Source organism: Streptomyces sp. NPDC008092, assembly GCF_042957285.1.
Classification (GTDB): domain Bacteria; phylum Actinomycetota; class Actinomycetes; order Streptomycetales; family Streptomycetaceae; genus Streptomyces.
Genome location: NZ_JBIBHY010000008.1, coordinates 112,504 through 136,249 on the forward strand (window position 1 = coordinate 112,504; position 23,746 = coordinate 136,249).

Annotated in this window: 10 protein-coding genes; all 10 read left to right on the top strand. The window is 73.8% G+C overall.

Going from position 1 to position 23,746, the window contains the following annotated elements:
• Positions 1–23 precede the first annotated feature (23 nt).
• The 10 genes from ACFZB3_RS26105 to ACFZB3_RS26150 all read left to right on the top strand — a co-directional run bounded on the left by ACFZB3_RS26105 (position 24) and on the right by ACFZB3_RS26150 (position 23,275).
• Entirely contained in the window at positions 24–1,598 is a 1,575-nt protein-coding gene (locus ACFZB3_RS26105; RefSeq protein WP_391379075.1) for a type VII secretion protein EccB, read from the top strand.
• Between the two features lie 5 nt (positions 1,599–1,603).
• The gene (locus ACFZB3_RS26110) at positions 1,604–4,054 is read left to right on the top strand and encodes a hypothetical protein (RefSeq protein ID WP_391379077.1); all 2,451 of its coding nucleotides are present in this window, start codon (positions 1,604–1,606) and stop codon (positions 4,052–4,054) included.
• Positions 4,051–7,629 carry a right-handed parallel beta-helix repeat-containing protein gene (locus ACFZB3_RS26115; protein ID WP_391379079.1) on the top strand — a complete coding sequence of 1,193 codons (3,579 nt, stop codon included), beginning with the start codon at positions 4,051–4,053 and terminating at the stop codon, positions 7,627–7,629. The genes ACFZB3_RS26110 and ACFZB3_RS26115 overlap by 4 nt, the downstream gene beginning before the upstream one ends.
• A 152-nt stretch (positions 7,630–7,781) precedes the next feature.
• Entirely contained in the window at positions 7,782–8,117 is a 336-nt protein-coding gene (locus ACFZB3_RS26120) for a WXG100 family type VII secretion target (protein ID WP_391379082.1), read from the top strand.
• 41 nt (positions 8,118–8,158) lie between these two features.
• Complete coding sequence (locus tag ACFZB3_RS26125) at positions 8,159–8,449, top strand: WXG100 family type VII secretion target (RefSeq protein ID WP_361286073.1); 291 nt, start codon at positions 8,159–8,161, stop codon at positions 8,447–8,449.
• A gap of 1 nt (position 8,450) precedes the next feature.
• Entirely contained in the window at positions 8,451–9,119 is a 669-nt protein-coding gene (locus ACFZB3_RS26130) for a hypothetical protein (RefSeq protein WP_391379084.1), read from the top strand.
• Positions 9,120–9,142: 23 nt separating this feature from the next.
• Complete coding sequence (locus ACFZB3_RS26135; protein ID WP_391379086.1) at positions 9,143–11,449, top strand: WXG100 family type VII secretion target; 2,307 nt, start codon at positions 9,143–9,145, stop codon at positions 11,447–11,449.
• Between the two features lie 55 nt (positions 11,450–11,504).
• A complete protein-coding gene (locus ACFZB3_RS26140; RefSeq protein ID WP_391379088.1) occupies positions 11,505–11,936 on the top strand; it encodes a YbaB/EbfC family nucleoid-associated protein in 432 nt (143 codons plus the stop codon).
• The gene (locus ACFZB3_RS26145; protein WP_391379090.1) at positions 11,929–12,309 is read left to right on the top strand and encodes a WXG100 family type VII secretion target; all 381 of its coding nucleotides are present in this window, start codon (positions 11,929–11,931) and stop codon (positions 12,307–12,309) included. Before ACFZB3_RS26140 ends, ACFZB3_RS26145 begins: the two co-directional genes overlap by 8 nt.
• Positions 12,310–12,319: 10 nt before the next feature.
• A complete protein-coding gene (locus ACFZB3_RS26150; protein WP_391379092.1) occupies positions 12,320–23,275 on the top strand; it encodes a hypothetical protein in 10,956 nt (3,651 codons plus the stop codon).
• Positions 23,276–23,746 lie beyond the last annotated feature (471 nt).

A 23,746-nucleotide genomic window follows, 5' to 3' on the forward strand; every position in this document is an offset into this window, starting at 1 on the left:
CGAGGACAGGGACGGCGGCAGTCATGCAGACGCGACGCGATCACGTACAGGCCTACCAGTTCGCCATGGGCCGCCTCGCCTCCGCCCTGGTGAGCGGCGATCCCGGCCGGGGCGACAGCCCGACCCGGCGGTCCGCGCTCGGCTCGGTCTTCGGGGTGGGTGTGACGGTGCTGCTGTGCGCCGGGTTCGGGGTGTACGGGCTGATCTCGCCCGTCGCCAAGGACGACTGGCGCAAGGACGGGGCGATCGTCCTGGAGGAGGACACCGGCAACCGGTACGTGTACGCGGGCGGCGAGCTGCGCCCCGTACGCAACTACGCCTCCGCGCTGCTCATCGCGGGCGGGCGCGGCACGCCGGAGACGGTGTCCGCGAAGTCCCTGGCCGGGGTCCCGCACGGCACCCCGGTCGGCATCCAGGGCGCACCGGACACCGTGCCGACCGCGTCCGCACTGGCGACCGGCGCGTGGGCGCGGTGCCTGGCGGGGGAGGGGGCGGGCGGCAGCCAGTCGGGCAGCCTGCCGGGCACGCAGTCGGGCGGCGAAGAGCCGGACGGCAAGGGGCCGACCGGCAAGGAGGCGGGCGCCAAGGGCACGGGGGCCGAGGGCACGGGGGCCGAGGGCGCGGGGGCTGAGGGCGCGGGGGCCGAGGACGCGGGCGCCAAGGACCCGGCCGACCAGGGGCAGGCGCTCGTCTTCGGGAGTTCCGCCGCCGCGCTCGCCGCGCTGCCCGCCGACCGCCAGGTGCTGCTCACCGGGCCCGGCGACACCCGGTACCTGCTGCTGCGCGGCGTCAAGTACCCCGTTCCCGGCGACTCGACGCTGATCGCCCTCGGCCTGGACGACCAGACGGCCCTCCCCGCCACCGCCGACTGGCTGGCCGCCGTGCCCACGGGCGCCGCGCTCGCCGCGCCCGTACCGGCCGACGCCGGGAAGGCGGCCGGGCAGGTCGCCGGGCAGACCGCGAAGGTCGGCCAGGTCTTCCGCACCGGCACCGACGGCACCGGTAGCAATGACAGCACCGGCAACACCGGCAACACCGGCAGCGCGGTGCACTACTACGTGATGCGCTCCGACGGAGTCGCCCGCGTCAACGCCACCGAGTACGCCCTGCTCGCCGCCCGCCCCGGCGCGCCGGCACCGCGCCAGGTCGGACCGTCGGACATCGCGGTCGCGCCGCTCTCGGCGGACGACGCCACGACCGGCCGGATACCGGACCTGACCGGTGTCCGTGCTCTGACCGGCGGCACCGTCTGCCTGACGGAGGCGGCGGACGGCCGGGCCCGGATCACCGTGGGCGCCCCCGGCGCCGGCGGGGTCGTCCTGCCCGCCGGCGGCGGTGTGCTGGCCGTCCCGGCGGGCTCCTCGGCAGGCTCCTCGGCCAGCTCCTCGGCCAGCTCCTCGGCGGGCTCCTCGGCGGGCGGCGACCGCGCCGAGTACCTGATCACCGAGCAGGGCCTGAAGTACCGGATCGCGGACACCGACGCCGAGAAGGCCCTCGGGTTCGGCGACGGCAAGCGCCGGCTCGCGCTGCCCGCGGGCGTCCTCGCCCTCGTCCCCGACGGTCCGGCGCTCAGCCGTGCCGCCGCGGCGAAGGGCTGAGCCCGGTGGCCCGGCTCCGCCTTCGCTCGACCCTGGTGGGCGACGCCCTGCTGATCCATCCCAAGGGCAGGTTCGACGACCGGGCGGCCGCGTTCGCCGGGGGGATCGCCGAGGACCCGCTGCACACCCTCGCCGTGGTGGACCTGCCCGGCGGTTCCCTCGCCACCGAGTGGGAGGCGGTGGCCCGGCTGCTGTCGGCCGCCCGGTACGGCAGCCCGCGGCTGGTCTTCGGCCGGGGCACGCCGGACGACATCCGAACGGCGTGCCGTCGTATCGCCGACCGGCTCGAACGCGAGGTGCTGGCCGCCGACGGCGACCTCGTGCCGACCGTCGGCGGCGGCCTGTTCGTGCCGGGCGACGACGGCGCCGCCTGGCTGCGGTTCCGGCCGGGCCACGACCCCGAGCCGGTGGCGCAGCGCTTCCCCAAGCCGCACTGGGAGTTCTCCGCGCCGATCCGCACCACCGGGCAGGCCGGCACCAGCGTCGTCGCCCAACCGCTGCCCGCCGGCGTGTGGTTGCGCCACGCCGAGCACGACCCCCTGGCCGCGCACCACCGGCGGACGGTCGAGGCCGTGCCCACCGACCCGCATCTCTACCTGGTCGTCCTCGGCAGCCCCGGCACCCGCCCGCTCTCCCCCGACCACGTTGCCCGCTTCTGGGACACCGTGCTCCCCGGCGCCCGCTCCGCGGTGCGCTTCGTCCTCTACGGCGCCCTCGACGTCCCCGGCGACCCCGCCGCCCCCGGGCAGGCACTGGCCGACACCCTGGGTCACCCGGCCGTGCTGTACGACGGCCTGCCCTGCGCCGAGACCGGCGAACGGACCCTCCCGACCGAGACGACGTACTTCCCCGCCGGTTCCGTGCCACCGGCCCCGGCACCTGCCCCCGGCGACACCGCCGTACCCCTCTCACCCCTCCCACCGCCCCCGCCGGCCGCGCCGCCCATCCGCACGGAGTCCGGCGCCGACGCATCGGTGGTGCCACCGGACGCCGCGTCACCCGTGGTGCCCGGCTCCGCCCCATGGCAGGAGGAGGCCGACGCGGCGGACCCTGCGGAGCCGCCCGCCGAGCACGACACCGAGGGGGCGACGGACCTCTCGGAGGCACCGACCGTACGCAACGCGACCAGCGCCGACACCGGCAGCGACAGCGACAGCGGCACCGGCACCGGCACCGGTGATCCGGAAACGGAAGCCGGGCACGGCAGCGGCGCGGCAGACCTCGGCGACGCGCCCACCGTGCTCGGCAGACGCCGTGCGCCGCGGAGCGGTATCCAGGCCGGCACACCGGTAGCCGAAGCGGACGCGGACGCGAAGTCGGCGTCGTCGGCGACCCCTCAGCCCGAACCCGTGCCCCCTGCCGAACCCACGGCCTCCGCGCAGCCGCCCGTGCCGCCCGCCGCGCCACCACGCTTCCGGTTGGAGTCCGCCGCGCCCGAGCCGGAGATCGGCGACATCGATGACATCGGTGGCGTTGGTGGCGTTGGGGGCGTCGATGGCATGGGTGACATCGGCGTTGCCCCGCCGACGGCGGCACCGGCCCCCGGGACCGGTCCCGCCCCGGGCCACGCGAACGGCAGCGCCGTGCCGTCGGCGTCCACGCGAACGGGTGCCGTGCGGGTGCAGCCCGTGCCGCGGGCCGCGGCCGGCGCGTTGCCTCCGGAGCGGGGCGTCGCGCAGGAGCGGGACTGGATGCGCCGGACCTTCAGCGAGCAGTACAACGCCCTCGCCGGCTCCGTCTCACGCGTGATGTCGGAGTCGCCCGGACTGCGCGGCCGGTCCAGGACGGAGGCGGCGGACGCGCTGACCGACCTGGTCGCCGTACGCCTGTACCTGTCCGGCGATCCCCGGCAGGCCGACGCCGCGGTGCGCGAGGCCGTACCCGGACCGCACGTGCCGCTGGCGCGCTGTGTGACGGCGGGGCTGCGGCGGCTGCCCTCCTACCGTGGCCCGACCCTGCTGCGCACCCGGCTCGGTGAGGCGGAGCGCGCCTGGTACCGCGAGGGCGGGCTGGTCACCGAGTGGGCGTTCTGTCACGCCCGTACGTCGCTGCACCCAGGCCCGCGCGGCAGCGGCGCCACCGACGTCCTGATCTGGTCGATGACCGCGCGGCGGACCAGTTCGCTGGACCCGGCCGTCCCCGACCGGGTGGTGTTCCTGCCGGGCACCGTCTTCAAGGTGCTGCGTGCCGAGGGTCCCGCCGTGCTGATGCGGGAACTGTCGCCGTCGGAAGCCGCCGAGGCCGCCGAGGCCGCCAAAGCCGCCGGGAACACCGTGGGCGGTGGCGGCGGTGGGCGGGACGTCGCGGCGAAGCTCGACGAGATCGCCGTCAAGGGCCTGGAGAAGATTCTGGACGCGCTGGAGCGGACCGGCACCGACGCCGGGGCCGAGAGCGCCGATCCGCCCGGACTGATCGTCACCCGTCGTACGGTCCGTGCAGAAGGAGCCGAGCAGTGAGCAGGCAGGTATTGCTGGTCTCCCCGGAGCGCCCGGGCGCCCACCGTACGATCGCCGGGGCGCTGGCCGAGGCCGCGGAGGGGGCGCTGATCACGGTCGCCCCCGGCCGGTACGAGGAGGCGCTGGACATTGTCCGGCCCGTGACGCTGGCCGCGGAGGGCGGTGCCGGGACCGTGCGGGTGCACGCGCCCGCCGGGAGCACGGTCGTGGTGCGGGCCGAGGCGGTGCAGCTGTCCGGGCTCGTCCTGTCGGGCGCCGACCGGGAGGCCCCGGTCCTCGACCTGCGGCGCGGGCAGTCGGCGCTGGACGGCTGCCGGATCGAGGGCGCGGCGTGGACGGCCGTACTCGCCTGGGACGAGGGCACGCTGGCCGCCCGCGGCTGCCGGGTGACCAACCCGAACGGCGCGGGCGTGGTGGTCACCTCGCCCGGCGGCAACGTGCTGGCCGACACCGAGATCACCGAGGCGGGTTCCTCGGCGGTGGTGGTCGCCGAGCACGGCCGCCTCGACATACGGGACTGCCGGCTCGACCGCCCCCGGGGCAACGGCGTCTGCGTCAACGGCAGCGCCGCCGCGACCGTCGAGGCCACCCTGATCACCGGCAGCGGCAAGCCCGCCGTCGCCGTCGAGCAGGAGGCGCGCGCCGCCCTGGTCCGGGTCACCGTGACCGGCAGTACCGCGCTGGACGCGTACCTGACCGGCCGGGGCGAGACGACGCTCACCGACTGCGCGTTCTCCGGTTCGGGCGGGCAGTCCGTGCACGTCGCCGACGGCGCCGCGCCGCACCTGCGCGGCTGCACGGTCACCGGCGCGGCCCGCAGCGGCGTCCAGGTCACCGGGGGCGCCCGGCCCCGCCTGGAGGACTGCGAGATCACCGGCACCCCGGTCGGGCTCCACGTCACCGGCGCGGCCACCGCCGTCCGGGCGACGGGGCTCGTCGTCCGGGACGCCACGACCGCCGCCGTGCAGGCCGCCGACTCCGGTACGGCCGAGCTGGAGCGGCTCACCGTCACCGGCGGCGCGGGTGCTGGGGTCCGGGCGCAGGGCGGTGCCCGGCTGACCCTGCGGGACGCCGACATCGCGATGGACGGCGACGGCCAGGCGACGACGGCACACGGACCGGGGCCGGGACCGGGGCTGGGGCTGGGGCTGACCGGATCGGCGAGCGCGTTCATGGCCGGCTCCGTCCTGCGCGGGTGCGGTGCGGTCGTCGGCGAGGACGCGGAACTCACCGCGCACGACTCGGAGTTCACCGGCTCGCCGGGCGACGCGGTGCGGGTCCTGGCAGGCGGCTCGTTCACCGCCGTCGGCTGCCGGATGACCGGCGCGCGCGGCCAAGGCGTCAACGCCCACGCCGACGCCCGTACCGACCTCAACAACTGCGCGGTCCAGGACAACGCGGGCGACAGACCCGCCGACGGCCCGGCCGACCCGCACAGCCCACACGGCCCAAACGGCCCCCACAGCCCCCACAGCCCCCACAGCCCCCACGACCCGCACAGTCCACACGGCCCGGACGGTTCCGGGACCCCCGGCCCACCCGCCGACCCGGGCGGCTCCCGCTCCGCCACCGGACCACTCGCCGAACTCGACGCGCTGGTCGGCCTGGAGAGCGTCAAGCTGGAGGTCACCGGGCTGATCAACCTCAACAAGATGACCAAGCGGCGCACCGAGATGGGCCTGCCCATGCCGCCGATGAGCCGCCACCTCGTCTTCGCGGGGCCGCCCGGCACCGGCAAGACCACCGTGGCCCGCCTCTACGGCGCGGTCCTCGCCGAACTCGGCATCCTCGGCCAGGGGCACATCGTCGAGGTGGCCCGCGCCGACCTGGTCGCCCAGATCATCGGCGGGACCGCCATCAAGACCACGGAGGTCTTCAACCGGGCGCTGGGCGGGGTGCTCTTCATCGACGAGGCGTACACCCTGACCAACCAGTCGCGGGGCACCGGACCGGACTTCGGCCAGGAGGCCGTCGAGACGCTGATGAAGCTGATGGAGGACCACCGCGACGAGATCGTCGTCATCGCGGCCGGCTACTCGGAGCACATGGACCGGTTCCTCGCCTCCAACCCCGGCATGGCCTCCCGGTTCGCCCGGACGATCGAGTTCCCCAACTACTCGCCGGAGGAACTGGTCACGATCGTCCGCGGCCTGTGCGCCAAGCACTACTACGAGCTCTCCGACGACGCCCTGGAGGCGCTGTCCCGCTATTTCGAGGATGTGCCCAAGGGCCCGACCTTCGGCAACGGCCGGGTCGCCCGCCAGGTCTTCGAGTCGATGATCGGCTCCCAGGCATCCCGGCTGGCCACGCACCCCCCGGGCCACGACAGCGAACTGAGCCTCCTGACCGCAGCGGACGTCACCCCGGCCCCCCGCCCACCGTCTCCCCGCCCCACAACCCCCACACCCACACCCGCACCCGCACCCGCACCCGCACCGCCGACGCCTCCGGCGCCCGCACCGACGCCACCTCCGCCTCCGCCTCCACTTCCAGCATCCGCACCGACCCCATCCTCGCCCTCGCCCTCGCCCCTGCCCCCGCTCTCGCCCGCGGCATCCGTACCGACTCCGCCCTCTCCTCCGTCCCTTGCGCCCGCGGCCGCCGACGGCGAATCGGCCCCACAGGGGCCACCCGCACCCGACGACGAAACTGTCACGGGTGGTGCGGGTGGGAACACGACGGCCGAAGGCGAAGCCGAGGCCGCGGCCCCCACCGACACCGCGGCCGCCGACGGCGAATCCGCCCCACAGGGGCCACCCGCACCCGACCACGAAACCGTCACGGGTGGTGCGGGCGGGAACACAAGGGCCGATGGCGAAGCCACCCCCACCCCCACCCCCACCCGCCACCTCACCACCCTCACCACCCTCACCCCCGTCACCGACGCCCTCACCGCCCGCCTGGACACCCTCGTCAGCCTCGGGCAGGGCACCGCAGGTCTGGCCGACGTCGTCCTGGAGGGCGCCCCCGGCAGCGGCCGCCGGGCCGTGGCCGCCGCCTACGGCAGGGCGCTCGGCGAGCTCGGCATCCTCGCCTCCGGCGCGCTCACGCACGTACCGCTGTCGGCGGTCCCGGCCCGCTGGGCCCCGCAGCCGCGGGCGTTCCTCGCCGACGCGTTCCGGCGCGCGGCCGGCGGCCTGCTGACCGTGACGGCGGACCCCGCCTTCGAGGCCCGCCCGGAGCCCGAACGGCACGCGGTCGTGGACGCGTTGGCCGCGGAGGCGGCGGCCCGCGACCCCCACGGCGCGGTGCTCGTGCTCTGCGGCGCCGCCCCGCGCCTGATGGAGCTGCTGCGTACCCGTACCGACCTGGCCGGGGCGTTCGCCGAGTACCTGCGGCTGCCCGCCTGGACCGGCGCGGGGCTCGCGGAACTGACCCGGCGGCGGCTCACGGTCCTCGGCTTCGAGGTACCCGACGACGTCCTCGCGGCACTCGCCGCGCAGGACCCGGCGCACGGCGCGTACGGCGCGCACCGGCTGGCCGACCGGATCGCCGACCGCGCGGGCGCCCCCACACTCGTCCTCGCCGACCTGGCGGGCGAACTCCCGCTGGAGGACGCGCTGGTGGCCGGCTGACGGGCCGCAGGGACAGAAAATCACGGCCGGTGGGGCAGGGAGTCCGGCTTACGGCCCCTGCCGGGCGCCGCCCCGGACCACCATCACGAACGACGACCCCCAACGTCCCCGGGTCCCCGGGTCCCCGGGTCCCCGGCACGAGAGGAACGGCCATGGCCGCCAACACGAACACATCGGTCGACACTTCGGGCATGCGGACCGCCCAGGGCAGCTTCCAGACCGCCCTGGACGAGGTCAACAGCACGTACACCCAGATGCAGAGCCAGATCGAGGCGCTGCGCTCCAGCTGGACCGGTGACGCCTCCACCACCTTCCAGAGCGCCATGGACACCTGGCTCACCGACTTCGGCACGGTGAAGCAGCAGTTGGAGCTGATGCTGCAGAAGCTCCAGGCGAACACCGGGAGTTACGACACCACGCACCAGCACACCTCGGACGCGGCCACCCAGCTGCACAAGAGCATGTCCACCCCGCTGCCCGGCTTCTGATCCCCGATCCCCACCACCACCCCCACACACGAGGAGCGACCATGCCTACGTACACCGTCAACATGAACCAGGTCGAGTACGTGGTCGGCGAGATGACCGCGATCAGCGGGAAGATCCAGGCGGCGCTGAGCGAGCTGGACGACAGCGCCAAGGTGCACCTGAGCGAGTGGACCAGCGACGCCCGCGCCACCTACGACGTCGCCAAGGCCAAGTGGGACGCCGCCGCCGCCGACATGGTGACCCAGGCCCAGAACGCCACCAACGCCCTCGGCCAGATCAACGAGTCCTACTACGCGGGTGAGCGGCACGGCGTGAGTCTCTGGGAGCAGTGAGATGTCGAACGAGACTGCCGACAGCGACCACGGCAGCAACGACCCGAACATCAACAACAACGACTACGGCGGGGGCGACAGCAACACCGGGAGCGGCGACTCCGGCGACCACCATTACCACGGCAGCACGGACGTTCTGCACGTCCCGGGGATCCTCACCGATCTGCACCCCTTCGTGCCGCCGCCGGTACCCGGCGGCGACGGGCACAACGGGACCTCGGTCAGCACGCCGTCGCTGGACCTGTTCGTCTCCAACATCGACCTGCTGATCCAGCCGGTGCGCGACGTCGCCACCGGTCTGGGCGATGTCGCGATCGCGCCGGGCGCCTTCTACCACGCCAACAAGATGCGGGCGACCGTGAACGGTCCGAACGCCGACGAGGGACTCAAGAAGAGCTACGGCGCCGCCCTGTCGGCCCTGGTCCGGGGCCTGACGGACCTGCGGGACGGCGTACGGGGGCTGAGCCACAAGTACGCCACGACCGAGGACGCCAACAACATGACGGCCCAGGACCTCGCGGACGCCTTCACGACGACCACCGCCGACTTCAACACGATGATGACGTCCAACGGCGGCAGCGGCATGACCGGCAACACCGGTACCGGCAACCCGAACAGCAGCACCGGCAACGGCGACACCGGTTCCGGTAACTCCAACACCACCACCTAGGCGGGTTCCGCGGGAGGGCGAAAGTGCCGGACTACAACAGCGACGGCTTCCACCAGGGCGATGACGGGGCGATCTTCGGGAATCCCGACGGCTCGGACAACGGAAGCGTCACGGACTACGACAACTGGGACTGGAAGCAGATCAAGGCCGCCGTCTACGGCATGTCGTCCGGAGTCTCCACCGACGCCAACCTGGCGCACGCCCGCTCCATCGCGAACCCGCAGTCGCTGCTCGACGCGGCCAACGCCTTCTACCACGTCCAGCGGACCCTGGAGGGCGTCACCCGGAGCCTGGTCGACCAGGCCAAGGCGCTCGCCGGCGACAACGGGCCGTGGGGCGGCACCGCCGCCGACTCGTTCCTCGACATGATGACCAACTTCTCCCGGCAGGTGAAGGCCAACGCCGAAGTCCTGTCCGGGGGTTCGACCGGCGACCACTCCGTCCCGCACCAGCTCGCCAACAACGCGATCTCCTTCCAGAGCGCGCAGAACCTGCTGGCGGAGATCGACACGTTCTACGCCAACGAGGCCCAGCGGATGGGCGTCACGCCGATGGCCGACGGGCTGATCCCGATCAGCCAGAAGCCCGAACTCGTCGCGATGATGACCGACGACATGCGCGCCGTCCTCAAGAGCCTGGCGCACTCCTACCAGGTCACCACCGACGCCATCGTGAACCCGACCCCGGTGACCTCGCCGACCGACAACCCGAACGACTCCGGCAACGACGACGGCCTCCCGGATCCGAACGACGGGCTGAACACCGACCCCGACCTGGGCGGCGGGTCCGACAGCGGCATCGGCGACCTCGGCGACACCGGAAACCTGTCGGCCCTCTCCGGCTATCCCGACACCGGCCTGGACAGCGGCCTCGGCACCGGCGACGGCATCGGAGACCTCGCCGGTCTGGACGGCTCCGGCGACCCCACCTCCTACCCCGGCGACCTCGGCCTGGACGGCGGTACGGACAGCGGGCTCGGCAGCGGCGACGGCATCGGAGACCTCGGTGACCTGGGCGATCTCGGCAGCCTCGACCCGTCGGCCCTCGACAGCGCGCTCAACCCGCTCTCGTTCCCCGGCCTGGGCAGCCTGTCCGGGCTGGGCAACAGCGGCCTCGGGGCGGACGGGGAGAGCGCGCTGGGCGGTCTGTCCACCGCCGACCCGGCCGCCTTCGGCGACACCGGCCTGGACGACGGACTGAGCGACGGACTGGGCAACGGCCTCACCGACGGTCTCACCGACGGCCTGGCCTCCGACGCCCTCTCCCCGTCCCAGCTGGCGACGTCCTCCGGGATGCCGTACATGCCGGGGATGGGCGGTACCGGGGCGAACGGCGCCGGTCTCACCTCCGAGCCCACGGACGCCTCGGGGCTGCTCGACTCCAGTGCGGACCCCTGGGAGGGCGAGGAGGCCCCCGGCGACGAGGTCGGTTCCGAGCTGGGCACGGCGGCCGGCGGCGAGGGCCTCGGCACGGCCGGGATGCCGTACCTGCCGGCCATGGGCGGCATGGGCGGCGCCTCCGGCGCGGGCCGGGACGGAGCCGGCGAACGCACCGACGCCTCCGGGCTGCTCGACGGCAGCACCGAGCCCTGGGAGGGCGCGGAGGAGGAGTCCGGCGACGACGAGGCCGGCTCCCTCACCGGAGCCCTGCCCGGAGTGCCGTACCTGCCCGGATTCGACACCACCACGGGCGCCGCGACCCGCACCACCACGGGCCCCGCGACCCGCGCCACCACGGGCCGCACGGACGGACGGGCCGAAGAGGGCACCCGGGAAAGCACCGGGGAAGGCACCAGGGAAGGCACCGGGGAACCGGCGGCGGCCGAACCGGGTACGACGGCGGAGGGCACCGCTCCGGAGACCGCGACCGCCCCGCGCACGGCACCGGTCGCCGTCGGATCCGACGGCCTCCCGCTGACCGCGGACCACCACGGCGACGGCCCCGGCGACGCCGACGACGGCGAGGAGGACTTCTCCGCGTGGGAGGCCGGGACCGGCGCCGCCGGGTTCGTCCCCCTGCTGTGGGCGCTGCGCGGTGACCGCGAGCGGGAGGCGGACCCCGAGGAGGCCGAGTCCGCCGAGCCGCGCACCACCTGGCAGCCGGACCGCACCGCCGCCGGGTCACCGGCCGGCACCGGCAGCGCCGCCCCCGGCGAGGCGATGTGCGGCGACGGCGGCCCCGCGCCGGAGGAACCCGAGGAGCCCGGGGAGTCGGCGGCGGCCGGGGAGGAGCCGGAGGAGGAACCGGCCGCCCGCGGCATCGCGGACCTGCTGGTCCAGCACCAGAGCACCTGGGGCACCGTCCCCGGCGACTCCACCGCCACCCTCTGACCCCCTCTGCCCCTATCTGAAGCCCTCTGACCCGGCCGACAGGAGACGAGTTCCCGTGCCCAGCCCGTACGACCAGCAGATCGAGGACCTGCTGGACCAGTACCGCCGCCAGCGCGACGAGGCCGCCGAGACCCGGCGCCGGATCAACGAGGCGACGGCGACCGCGACCGCCCCGCGGCAGACGGTGAAGATCACCGTCGGCGCCCAGGGTGACGTCATCGCCATCGAGTTCCCCACCGGCGCCTACCGCCGGATGGCCCCCAAGGAGCTGGCGGACGTACTGCTCACCACCCTGCGGCAGGCCAGGGCGGAGGCGCTGGAGGGCGTCGCGGGCGTGCTCGCCGAGCAGCTGCCGCCCGGGGTGACCGTGCCTGATCTGCTCCAGGGCCGGGTCGACCCGGCCGCCGTCCTGCCCGAGGACCCGGCGATGCCGGACTCCGTACGCGACTACGTCGACCACGGCTTCCAGGGAGAGACCCATGAGTGACGGCAGCACCTTCTCCGTCGACACCGCCCAGCTCGACCAGGCAGCCCCGCAGATGCAGGAGCTGGCCGGGCGGATCCGGTCCATCGCCACCAAGCTGGACGGCCGACTGGAGGCGCTCGGCGCGTGCTGGGGCGACGACGAGAGCGGACGGCAGTTCCTGGAGCAGTACGCGGAGCCCAGACGGCAGCTCGGCGAGGGCATCAGGGGCGTCGGCAACGTACTGGACAGCACGGTCGACGGCATCCGCACCATGGCCAAGGGCTTCGCCCGGACCGAGGAGGGGAACGTGGAGGCGCTGCGCGCCATCACGCCGTCGACGGACTCCGTGACGACGGGCGGCCACGACTCCTCGCCGCACCGCACCCGGCGGTGAACTCCCCCGTATGAGCGTCGAGATGCCCCCCGAGCTGGCCTGGGTCGCCCGGCTCGCGGTCGGTCAGGCCTGGCCCAAGGGCGACGAGGACAACCTGCACGCCCTCGGCCAGGCGTGGAACGACGCCGCTCAGGAACTCAAGGGCATCAGCGGGCAGATCGGCTCCTCCGGCAACGGGGTCCTGGAGAGCGTGGGCGGGCAGATCGCCGACGAGTTCCGGGCGTTCGTGACCCAACTGGAGTCCAGCCTCCCGGAGATGGCCGAGTCCGCGAACCAGCTGGGCAAGCTCGGCAAGCACACCGCCGTCCAGGTCGAGTACTCCAAGTACATGATCCTCGGCCAGCTCATCCTGCTGGCCGCGCAGATCGCCGAGTGGATCTTCTTCGCGCCCGAGGTCATCCCGGTGGCCATCACGGCGGCCCGGGTGGCGGTGAAGATGATCCTGCGCCGGCTGCTCATCTCGGTCGCGACCGGTGTCGCCCTGAACGTCGGCCTCGACGTCGCCGTCCAGACCATCCAGTTCCTCAAGGGCGACCGCACCGAGTGGTCCACCGACAACACGGTCTCCGCCGTGGTGTCGGGCGCCATCGGCGGGGCCGTGGGCGGCCTCTTCTTCGGCGTCGGCAGCGTCCTCGCGCCGAAGTTCGCGCACTCGCTGCTCGGCAAGGGCATCCTCGGCGCGGCCACCGGCATCGGCACGTCCGGGATCATGTACGGCATCTACCACAGCGGGCAGGACGAGTTCGGCACGTCCATCACCGCGGGTGCCCTGGGCGCGCTGGGCGGTGGCGGCAAGCGGCGGTTCGGCGGCAAGGACGAGACGGTCAAGGTGGACCCCGTCCACGTGAACGTGCCGAACGCGCTCAAGCTCAGCCTCTCCGGCCTGTCCGACCTGCCCGGCCTGGTCTCGGCCGAGAAGACGGAAAACCTGTCCGGCACGGGGACCTTCAAGGACTCGACACCGAACACGTCCACCGCCGAGAAGAACGGGACCGCCACGGCGACAGCCACCGGGCGGAACTCCAGCACCCACCACACCGTCGAGACGGCCCACGGCACGACCACGACCACGTCCGCATCGACCACGACCGCCACGTCATCGTCCGCATCCGCATCCGCATCCGGCGCCCAGCACGAACACCAACACGAGCAGGGGCTACCGGGGTTCACGACCACCGTCACGTCCACATCGAGCACGGCCACATCTCACGCCGACGGCGGGACAGCCGCCCGTACCGGTACGGCGGCGACCTCGCAGACCCGCGTGACGACAGGCGGCGCCGGAACCGCCCGCCCGTCGACGACGGGTACGGGTACGGGTACGACCGGGTCGACGCCGTCCGTCCGTACGGAGACCGGCGTGTCCACCCGTAACGAGCCGAGCGCATCCGTACGCACGCAGACAGAGACGAACACCCCGCCGTCCGCCGCCACCCGTACCGCGACCGGCCCGGAATCCGCCAGGACCACGCAGACCACCGGCACCGCGGACACGCCCCGGCCCACGCAGTCCACCACCGCCACCACGTCTTCGTCGGCCACCTCGTCGGCCACCGCATCCGCCACCACAGACGTCACCGCAGACGCCACCGCAGACGCCACCGCAGACGTCACCGAGACCTCGAACGCCACCTCCGCCGCCACACCCGGCGAGCACGGCACCTCCGTACCCCACCGCCAGGCCGCCGCCCACGCCTCCACCCCCGACCCCGTCCCCGTCCCCGTCCCCGACCGCACCCCGGACCCCACCCCGCCCCCCGGCGGCCACCAGGCCGGACGGGATCCGGCGCCCCGGATGACGCTCGACCGCACGCCCCGCTTCGTCGTCCGGTCCGGCTACGAGGCCCGGCGGTTGATGTACCGGAACGAGCGGTTCACCGATCTGACGATCAGGGTGGCGTTCCGCGAGGGCGGCCGGGGGCACGACACCGACGCCGTGTGGAACCGGATGTCCGACGGTGTCGAGCAGTTCCTCAACGCGCCCTCGTACCGCCTCCCCAACGGCGACCGGCTGCACGTCACCGTCGTGCGCGCCCGCCCCGGCGAGGAGCCGCACCTGACGGTCGACCTGGTGGGCCGGGAGCGGGCCATGGACCAGCGGTCGTGGTGGCCGGACGCGGAGCCCGTCGACTTCGCGCACGAGATCGCCCACCAGATCGGCCTGCGCGACGAGTACCGCGACCGGGACACCCCGCACCGCCCCGCGGTCGAGGGCAGCCTCCAGGGCGACTACCGCGCTCCCGCGCCCGAGGGCCTGCGCCAGGCGGGGCTGCGCGACCGCCATCTGCAGCTGATCGGCGCCGGGATCGGCGACCTGGGCGAACCGGCCGTGGCCGGACACCCCCTCGACGCGGCCCCGGGGTCGAGGACGGAGACGGAGACGGAGACCGTCACCCGCACGGGCGAGGGCGCACCGCCGCACGACGAGGAGTGGACGCGGGCCCGGCAGTCCGCGCAGGGCCACGAGCGCAGCCATGCCTGGGTGGACCCGGTCTCCGACCCCCTCGGCGCCGGACGCGGCCGCCTCCGGCCCGTGACCGGTGGCGGGACCGCGCCCGCGGTGGCCCCACGGATGCACCAGTCCCTGCGACCGTCGGTGTACTCACCCGAGAAGTCGCTGATCATGCAGCCCGGTTACGCCTCCGGCGACCAGTTCGGCATCCTCGCGATGCTGCTCGCCGAGCCGGACATGCACGTCCTGATCGCGCGCGGCCCCGGGCCCGGCCTGCCCGGACACGACCCGGTACTGGACAAGTCGCGGGCCATCGAGGCGTTCTATCGCGAGAGCGGGATCCACGAGGACCGCATCTGGACGCTGGACCTCCCCAGGCTGGAGCAGGGCAACGTCTGGCACCAGCTGAACGACGAGGCCGCCGGGATCGCCCAGGACAAGTGGGGGATCAACAAGTACTTCGAGGAGATGTACGAGCAGAAGGAGCTGTGGGGGGTCACCAGCGGCACCGACTACGTCGCCGGGAACTTCTCGGAGCCGATGCGCACCGCCATCCGCAACGCGTGGCATCTGGAGGACCACCGCGACGCGGAGGTCACCGACTGGCTGGCCGAGCGGGGGGTGCGCATCCCGGAGGGCGAGAAGGACGTCCTCGTGCTGTGGTCCCGGTTCACCGGCAAGGGAGCGCAGTGGTCCGACCTGCGCAGCCGGATGGAGCACGACACCAGCTTCGAGGGGATGCGCCAGCTCGTCCGGAACCTGGCGGGCGACTACAAGGCGGTGATCATCACCGGTGACCCCCACCCCGACCCGGCCAAGGCCGGCAAGTGGGCCGAGCTGGTCCGGGAGATGCGCACCGAGCTCGGCACCGAGCACATCCACAACCTCACCGGCTTCTGGCGGACCCCGACCGAGGAACTGCACGCCTGGGGCGGCGACACCCGCACCGGCCAGTTCCGGCTCTACGACCACCTCGCCCGGCAGCACGGCGTCCAGCACCTCGGCTTCCGTTCCGGAAACCTGGAGGCCGTGGCGCTGATCGGTCACCCGGTCCGCTATCTGGAGGAGGGCGACTCGACCGGCTCCCGGCGCATGGAGGCCTGGCACGCGGAGTCCCACGGGCAGACCCGCAAGGGCGGTCTGGCCCCCGGGTACGAGCGGACCGTCGTCATCGATCCCCCCACCGCGTCCGGCAGGTACTCCAAGGACTTCGAGCTGAAGCCGGAGTTGTGGGGCAGGTACCAGCCGCCGGACCCGAACTCCTGGTACCGCAAACCGATCGAGGTGTACGGCAAGGAGCACGGCTTCGCCCATACGGACGTGGAGCGGATCCGCGAGGACCTGGGGCTCACCGAGCACCACCAGGGGCAGGAGGCGTTCGACGCACACCGGTTGCGCGACGCCACCCGCCGGTATCTGAAGGTGACGGCGGAGATCAAGCAGTACCCGGAGTACAGCCGCCTCGCCGGGTACGACGTCGACGGGCACCTGGCGTACTTCGACGGCTTCCTGGCCCAGGACCCGGCGGTCTACCAGGGCGGAGCCAAACAGATGTACACCGACTTCGTCGACCGGTATCTGCCGCACCTGCCGGGCGTCTGGAACACCCGCCGTACCGTCCACTACAACGCCTGGGTCGAGCACGCCCAGCGGCAGGCCGCGGAGCAGGGCTCGTACCAGACCGGCGCCGCGCACGGCGGCGACGAGGTCATGCCGCGCGCCCCGCAGTCGGACGGCGACGGCCGGCAGTCCGACGGCACCGCGATGATGACCCGCCCCGCTCGCCCGTACCGGACGGCGGACGACTTCCCGTCGGGCGCGGTGGCGGAGTCCTCCGCCCAGGCGGCGGCCCGCGCGCAACGGTCCCCGGACCACCCGGCGCTCTCGGCGATCCCCACCACCGACGGCTTCGCCGAACTGCGCCACCTCTCCGACACCGCCGCCGACGCCACCGCTTCGAACACCACCGCCTCGAACACCACCGCCTCGAACACCACCGCCTCCGACGGGACCGTGACGGAGACCGACGCGCGGTCCCAGTACGGCATGCCCGCCGCCAACTTCCGCAAGTTCCAGGACATCGCGACCGGGCGCAACCTCCGGATCGACGTCCGCCCGACCAACCCGACGGCCGCCGACTGGCTCGAAGGGGGGAAGCTGCCCAAGCCCAAGGACATCAAGGCGAAGTCCGTCAACGACCTGGACGTCAGGCTGGGGGCCAAGGAGGAACACCGCGGTCTGATCGGCTACTTCAAGCCCGTGCTGCCCGAGCGCGGCAGCCTGGACGACGCGACCTGGACCACGCTCCAGGCACGGCACGCCCAGCGCGAGGAGGAGTTCAGAACGCTGGCGCCGGTCATGGAGCAACTCCGCGCCGAGGGCCGGTTCAAGGTCGAGGACGGCCTGGTGTTCGGCCGGGACCCCGAGGGGGAGTGGCGGGAGATCACCGGCGACCACGACGTGTTCGATATCAGCACGCCCGACGGTACCCGGCTCAAGGGCGAGCGGTACGACCAGGTCGTCGACGCCATGATGAAGAACGACATGGCCGTCATGCACGGCGCGCACATGGACTGGGAGCCGACCACACCCTTCGGCAAGGGCATCTTCAGCAAGATCGTGGACTCCCACCAGAAGGGCGGCGAGCCCCTCCTCCGCTTCCGCCCCGGCGTCAACAACGCGGAACTCGTGCACGCCCCGGCCGAGTTCCGCTTCCGGGGCCCGGCCCCGGAGCCACGGCCTGGCCCGGCGGAACCACCGACCGACCGCCCCGAACCACCGCTCCCGCAGACGGAGACCGTCACCGTCCCCCGGGCCGACGCACCGATCCGGCAGGCCGAACCCCCGTCACCGCTCGCGCACGCCGAGTCCACCACCCCCGCGCCGGAGCCGCCGGCCCTCGTCCGCGCCGACTCGCCCCTCGGGCACGCCTCCCCACTCCCCCGTATCGAGTACCCCACCCTCCCCTCCACGGAGCCGGAGACCGCGGTCGGCGTCCGGCACGGTGAGCCCGAGGCGCTGCCCGTCGTCAAGCCGGTGGTCGACCCCGTCGTGAAGCCCGTCGTCGAACCCGTCGTCAAGCCCGTAGTCGAACCCGTAGTTGAACCCGTAGTCGAACCCGTCGTGGACCCCGAGACGGCCACCGGGACGATCACCGGGGACGCCGTCAAGGCCGCCGAACCCGAGCCCGAGCCCGAGCCCGAACCCGAACCCGAACCCATGGTCGTGGAGCCGGAGGGCGACCCCGCGATCCCGCCCCGGCCGGACGACGACCCGCACCGGGCCGGTGACCCCGAGACCGTCGACCACCCCGCACCGCCGCCCGAGCCGCCCGGCCCGCCCGCCCGGCTCGGCGACCGGTACCAGCAGTCGCTGACCGGCATCCGGATCACCCACGCCCCCGGCCCGGAGGACCTGCGCGCCGAGGTCCTGGCGACCCTGCCCGAGGCGCACCGCACCGACCGCCAGGTCGTCCAGAAGCTCGACGCGGAGTTCGACCCGGCCAACTTCAGGACCCGGTACGAGCAGATGGTCAACGGCGGCTGGCGCTTCCAGATCCGGGTGGCCGGCGCCCTGCACGACGTGGCGCTCACGGCCGACCCCGGCCACTGGGACCTGCGCCCGGACCAGGCGACGGCCGAGGAGCGGAACGGCAAGAGCTTCGACCGGTCCGCCGAGGCCAAGCGCGCGGCCGAGCCGAAGAAGACGTCGCTCACCGCCTCGGAGGCGGGCCTGGACCTGGCCCCGACCGTGATCCGCCCGGACGGTTCGCAGGGCGACCGGCTCGCTCTGATCACCCCCTCCGTCAAGGCGGGCGGGGCCACGCACGCGACCGACACCTCGGTGAAGACGGGCGCCGAGACGGGCACGAAGACCTCGCTCACCGGCCCCACCGACACCTACGTCTCCCGGTTCCGCTACGAGGCGACCGTCACCGGCCCCGACGGCCACCCGCTCGCCCGGCCCGCCGGTGAACCCGTCACCGGCGACGTGACCGCGGAGATCACCCGCCCGGTCCCGGCCCCGGCGGACGGCCGCGCCGCCGACTGGAACGGCTGGGACAGCGACCGCCCCGACCGCGCGGAGGGCCGTCCGCTCGACGTCACCGGCCTGGGCGCGCTGCACGAGGACGTCTTCCGGCGTCTCCCGGACGAGGCCCGTCCCGACGGCACCGCGCACAACGACATCCTGGAGTTCCTGTCCCCGAAGAACGTCGTGGACGGCTTCGAGCACGCGGCCGGCTGGGGCCTGACCTCCAAACGGCTCGACCTCACCGGCGGCGGCCACGCCTGGCTCCGGCTCACCCTGGAGCCCAGGACGTCGGTGCGCGAGGGTACGGTCGCCGACAAGGACACCGTCACCGGCAAGGAGACCGGCGAGCACGCCACGGGCCGTACCGACACCTCCGGCTGGGGCCTCGGCCTGAACGGCGGCGGCGCGCGGCGGCTGTGGCAGAGCGGTACGACGAAGGAGTCGACCTGGCTGACGGTCACCGGCGGCTACTCCTACGCGTACAGCCAGGCCCACCAGGAGAAGGGCAAGCAGACCTTCTCGCTGGAGCGGAGCCTGGAGCACAAGGGCACCGGCGACCTGGTCAGGACGGGCGTACGGTTCCGGCTGGAGGTGCTGCGCGAGCGGCTGGCCCCGGGCACGGACAGCCTGCACGCGGTCCGCACGGAACCCGGCCCCGCGCCCGCGCGCGGCGAGGCCCCGCGCGACGAGGAGAACCCGCCCGCCGTACGCACCGGCGACGTCATCCGCGTCCGCCACCAGCCGGCCACACCCCCCACCGACGCCCACGCCCACGCCCCCGCCGACACCCACGCCCTCGCTCCCGCCCCGGCCCCGGCCCCGGCCCCCGTCAGCCTGCATGAGCCCCTGACCGCCCAGCGCACCGGCTTCGTGGACGTGCCCGGCTCCCGGGAGCTGGAGCGGCACATCACCGAGCGGCTGCACGAGCTGGCCCCCGGCGTCCTGCCGCCGCCCGACGGCGGGGCGGGCCGGGTCACCCCGCAGGCCATGGAGAACCAGCGGCTGCTGCGCGAACGCGTCTCCCGGTCCGGGCTGCGCGCCGACGGCGGACGGCTCCTCGACGGCACCTTCCGGATCACCCTGGACGCCTCCCATTTTCCGGGACTGTCGGGTCGTACGTACGAGGTGGTGGTCCGCGCCGACACCGGGGCGGGCCGGCACGACGGGGCGGCGACGGGAACCGCGAAGGACACGGTGGCCCGGGGCCATGCCGCCGACAAGGGGCTGACGAGGGGCAGCAAGCACACCCTCGGCGTCAGCGGCAACGTGCGCACGGCGCTGAACCCGCCGGACACCGTACGGACGTTCGGGAACGCCGGTGTCGACGGCTCGTACGGCCCGTCCCGGCAGACCGTGGCGTCCAGTGAGACGCAGGCCAAGCGGACGTTCCAGCACAAGGGGCCTGCGGACGCGTTCAGTTACCCGGTGACGTACCGGGTGCTGGTCGCCCCGCACCGGGAGGGCGACCCGCCGAGCACCCTGCCCGCCGAGCGCCCCGCCGACGGCCGGGGCCCGGCCACGGTGCGCGAGGTGGCCACCGCGGCCGACGACCGGCTGCGGGTCGAGGTCCGCCGCCCGGAGCTGTCCGCCACCGCGCCCCGGTACCTGCGGCCGGCCCGGCTGCCCCAGCTGCACACCGTCACGCGGGTCGCCGACGAGGCCGGGCTGCAGCGCCAGGCGCGGACCGCGCTGGAGCAGGCGTACCGGACCCGTGAGCCGGCCGACGCCGAACCGTCCGTCCCCCGGCTGGAGGAGGCCGTGGAGGCGCTCACCGGCCACGCCCAGCTGCCCGGTCTGGTCTCCGCCTCGCACTCCGGCTGGGCCAACACGCTCGACCGGCACGTCGGCGACGGCCGGGCCCCCGACACCGTGGGCCTGTCGGTGCGCACCCGGCTGATCGACCTGACCTACCAGGAGACGCTGTCCGGGGACAGCACCCTCGACCTGGAGCTGAAGGCGAGCGGGGCCACCGCCCTCGCCGACCAGACGTCGTGGTCCGTCAAGGGCAACATCGGCCCGGACTTCGGTCTGTTCCCGGAGACCGCGACCGGCGCGCTGACCACCACGTTCCAGGTGCGCGGCGGCGGCAAGCTCAAGGCCGGCGGCCAGTGGGACGACGTCGACACCTTCAAGCAGCAGACCAGCACCAGCCGCAAGGTCAGCCACACCGGCACCTGGCACGTCTACCGGGCGACGGCCGAGGTGAGCGTCGCCGGCCGCCTCACCGGGGCGTCCGGCGCCGCGCACGTGGGCGGCCCGGTCCGCCGCGACCACCAGCTCTACGTCCTGCTCTCCGACGAGGACGTGACCCGCCTGCACACCGCCCCCGCCGACCCGGCCCCCGCCGCCCAGGAACGCCGCGCCACCCTTCTCGACCAGGGCGTCTCGGGCGGTGCCCTGGTGGAACTCCCCGACACCGACGCCGTCCTGCGCGAGATCGACCAGCAGGTGCGCGGTCCGGGCGAGGAGGGCGTCCCGGTGGCCGCCCTCCCCTTCGCCGACACCTACTCGGCGGACGCCCTCGCCGCCCGCTACGACGAACTCGTCGGCCCCGGCGTCCTGGACCGGCACGTCGAGGTGACGCGCGCCGGACACGTCGTCACCGAGGTGCTGGTACGCGGTGTCCCCGACGGCTGGCGCGACGACGGCTCCCGTTCCGACCGCCCCCTCACCCGTGACGTCACCGCCGCCCACACGGTCAAGGGCAAGGCCGGCGCCAAGGGCACCCTCGGCGTCGACGTCAACCTGCGGGCCGCCGTGCGCCCCCCGGTGCCGCACTTCAACTCGGCCTCCGCCACCCCCGCCGGCGCGCTCGAAGGCGGCCGGGGCAGCAGCGCCGAGTCCGGCGTGACCACCACCGTCGGCCACAAGACGTCCGGATACGGCGACACGAACGCCCGGTTCACCACGGACCTGCGGTACGAGGTGACGGTCACCCGGCGCACCGAGACCGGCCGCTTCGTGCACCTGCCGAAGGAGCCGGCCGAGGTGGGCCCGCACCGGGCCACGGCGTGGGTGCCGGAGTCCCTCACCGAGGAGGCGACCGCCGCCCCCCACCCCGACGCCCCGCACGCCCCCGAGGACCCGGCCACCGCCCGCCCCTCGGACGTCGAACTCGACCGCCTCCACGACCCCGCCCAGTACACGGCCTGGCAGGACGCCCTGCGCGGGGCGCACGACCTGGTCGGCTTCGACAACACCAAGGCCCTGCACGACACCGCCGTCCAGGTCCAGGCGACCCCGCGCCCCTGGGGCGACGGGGTGCTGGGCCAGGCCGGCGCCTACTCCTCCCGGGCCCTCGCCCGGAGCGCCGGCGCGGCCCACTGGGCGGCCCACACCGTGCTGCCCCAGCACCTGACCGCCACGGTCTCCCGTTTCCTGGCCACCTTCACCGCCGACCCGCGGCTCGGCCCCGGCCACGACCTGAGCCAGGAACAGCGCCTCACGCTGGAGGAGCAGTTCGCGATCCGCCAGATGTTCTCCGGCCAGTCGCTCCCGGCCCTCTTCCACGAACTGGGCACCTCGGACCGCCCCTACCGGGTGCCGGGCACCTCACTCGCCGTCTCCATGGAGGCCATCGGCCCCGCGGAGGAACTGACCCGCCGCGAGGCGGCCGACGACGAACTCTCGGTAGCCGTCAAGGACGAGTCCGCCACCGCCGCGACCAACTCCTACAACTGGAGCGTCTCCCCCCTGGACCTCGCGGTCCTCACCGAGAACCCGGTCCTCACCCTCCCCGTCCCCACCACCCGCCTCACCCGCGACCAGACCTACGACTCCGCCCGCCCCGTCACCCGAGCCCCCGGCACCCCGAGCCGCCCCACCCCCGCCCCCGCCCTTCCGCACACCAGGAACCCCACCGAACCCGGCAAGGCCAAACTCACCGGCCCCACGTCCCTGATGCGCCAGCCGGTCCGCATCACCCTCCACCCCCACGACGACACCGGCCCCTACGCCACCCCCCGCACCCTGACCGGCCACGTCTTCCACTGGACCACGTCCCCCGAGCCCACCGCCACGGCCACCCCCACGTCCCCGCACCCCTCCCTCACCCACGACATCGCCTTCGCCACCGAGGACACCACCACCCTCACCCCCACCCAGAACACCCACCTCGACACCCTGGCCGCCGATGTCGCCCGAAGCTCCGTAGAACGCGCCGGGACCGGACACGGACTGCCCACCGTCCAGATCACCGGCCGCGCCACCGTGTCCGTCTCCGGCCAGCCCCACTTCGGCCGCTCGATCCAGCGCGGCGCCGAACACGCCGAACGCGTCAGCGAGTTCTTCACCCGCCTCCTGGACGCCCATCTGCACGCCCTCGGCTCCCCCCTCACCTCGGACGCCTTCACGATCACCACGGAGTCCCACGTCCCGACCCCCACCACCGACACCCCGGATTCCCCCCACCACGCAACCATCACCATCACCCACCCCCCGACCACCCCCCACGAACCACCAGCCCCGATCCCCGCCCAGTAGCCCCCCGGCGCCCCCACCAGCCACCCCGAAAACCCAGAAAACCCCGGACCAGAAAAAATTCTGATCCGGGGTTTCCGATGGAGCCGCTTTCGGGATTCGAACCCGAGACCTACGCATTACGAGGGCCTGAAAGATCATGACGGGTGATGGTTCATGATCACGCCCGGTCCAGTTCTTCCTCGTCAGAGCCCTGTCGACCTCGACGACGTGGCACTGAATCCAAAGGGTGCCAGCGTGTCCGCTCACGCAGCGCTCACGCGGTTGACGACCGTGTACCCGCTGGGATCGTCAACCTAGGCCGGGGCTGGTGTGCGCCACTGATCCAGAACCCGACCCTTGCATGGCGAAGGGAGGACGTCTCCAGCGTCAAGGGCAGCCTCCCGCAACTGCTCATACATCTTTTGCACGTCTCTCAGCTCAAGGTGTCCGTCTTGGTAAGACGCGACCAAGACATCCAATGCGCAGTGAGTC